1 protein-coding gene is annotated in these 1,484 nt (G+C 73.5%); it reads left to right on the top strand.

Going from position 1 to position 1,484, the window contains the following annotated elements:
* The first annotated feature begins 122 nt into the window (after positions 1-122).
* Entirely contained in the window at positions 123-1,460 is a 1,338-nt protein-coding gene (locus tag WDZ17_RS17300) for an ISL3 family transposase (protein ID WP_339576421.1), read from the top strand.
* The last annotated feature ends 24 nt before the right edge of the window (positions 1,461-1,484 follow it).

Below are 1,484 nucleotides of genomic sequence, written 5' to 3'. Positions count from 1 at the left end.
GGCTCTTCGTACCTGCGGTGGGGGCGGTGACGACACGCCGGGCGCGGTGAGCGGGGTGTGAGGGGTCGAGGTCCTCAGGATCGGCAGCGACCAAGCAAGCCGTTCCAGCGAGGACCTCGACCGTGTCTGACTCTACGTTCTGCGCCCGCTCCTGCCCGGATGCTTCGGCGTCCTACTGCGCCAGCTGCGACCTGCTCGTGGGCCTGGACGGCCTGCATGTCGTCGCCGTCGACCTCGCCGAGGACGGCCTCGTGGTGACGGTCGAGTCGCCACCGGGACCGACCGGCTGCCGGGCCTGCGGGGTGCTCGCGACCAGCCACGGCCGCCGCGAGCACGCGCTGGTGGACGTGCCGGCGTTCGGGCGTCCGGTCCAGCTCATCTGGCGCAAGCGGACCTGGACCTGCGGTGAGCCGGCCTGCTCGATCTGGGGCTTCACCGAGGTCGACGACGAGGTGGCGCTGGCGCGGGCGCGGCTGTCGACGCGGGCGCGGTGGTGGGCGATCGGGCAGCTGCGCCGCGAGCACGCCTCCGTCGCGGGGCTGGCCCGCCAGCTCGGCGTGTCCTGGCGGACGTTGTGGACCTCGATCGCGCCGCTGCTGGCCGTGCTGGCGGCTGACGAGACCCGCTTCGCCGACGTGGCGGCCCTGGGCGTGGACGAGCACGTGTGGCACCACGTCGACCCCCGCCGGCGGGGCCCGAAGGAGCTCACCGGGATGGTCGACCTGACCCGTGACCAGGACGGACGCGTCCACGCCCGTCTGCTCGACCTGGTCCCCGGCCGCTCCGGGCGGGTCTACGCCGACTGGCTCGAGGAGCGCGGCGAGGCCTTCCGCGCCGGGGTGCAGGTGGCGACGCTGGATCCCTTCCACGGGTACAAGAACGCCATCGACGACAAGCTCGAGGACGCGACCTCGGTGGTCGACCCCTTCCACGTCGTCAAGCTCGGTACCGCCGCCCTCGACGACGTCCGCCGACGGGTGCAACAAGAGACGACCGGACACCGCGGCCGCTCCGGGGACCCGCTGTACGGCATCCGCACGACCCTGCGGGCCGGGGCCGAGAACCTCACCGACCGCCAGCTCACCCGCCTCGAGGCGGCGTTCGCCGCCCACCCCGAGCACGACCAGGTCGCCGTGGCCTGGCAGTGCGCCCAGCAGCTGCGCTCGATCTACCACCAGCCCACCCCCGCCGCCGGGAGGGCGGTCGCGGAGAAGGTCCTCGCCTCCTTCGCGTCCTGCCCGATCCCGGAGGTCGCCCGCCTCGGCCGGACCCTGCGGCAGTGGCGCACCCAGCTGCTGGCCTACTTCGACACCGGGGGCGCGTCCAACGGCGGCACCGAAGCCATCAACGGGCTCATCGAGCTCCACCGCCGCATCGCCCGCGGGTTCCGTAACCGGGCCAACTACCGCCTGCGGATGCTCCTGGTCGGCGGGGGCCTACGCCACCCCCGACTGGCATGACCCCCACCGCAAGTACGAAGAGCC

It is taken from the genome of Pseudokineococcus basanitobsidens (assembly GCF_037482545.1).
In the GTDB taxonomy this organism is placed as follows: domain Bacteria; phylum Actinomycetota; class Actinomycetes; order Actinomycetales; family Quadrisphaeraceae; genus Pseudokineococcus; species Pseudokineococcus basanitobsidens.
The sequence above is the reverse complement of the archived record's forward strand: the minus strand, read 5'-3'. Positions and strand labels throughout refer to the sequence as shown.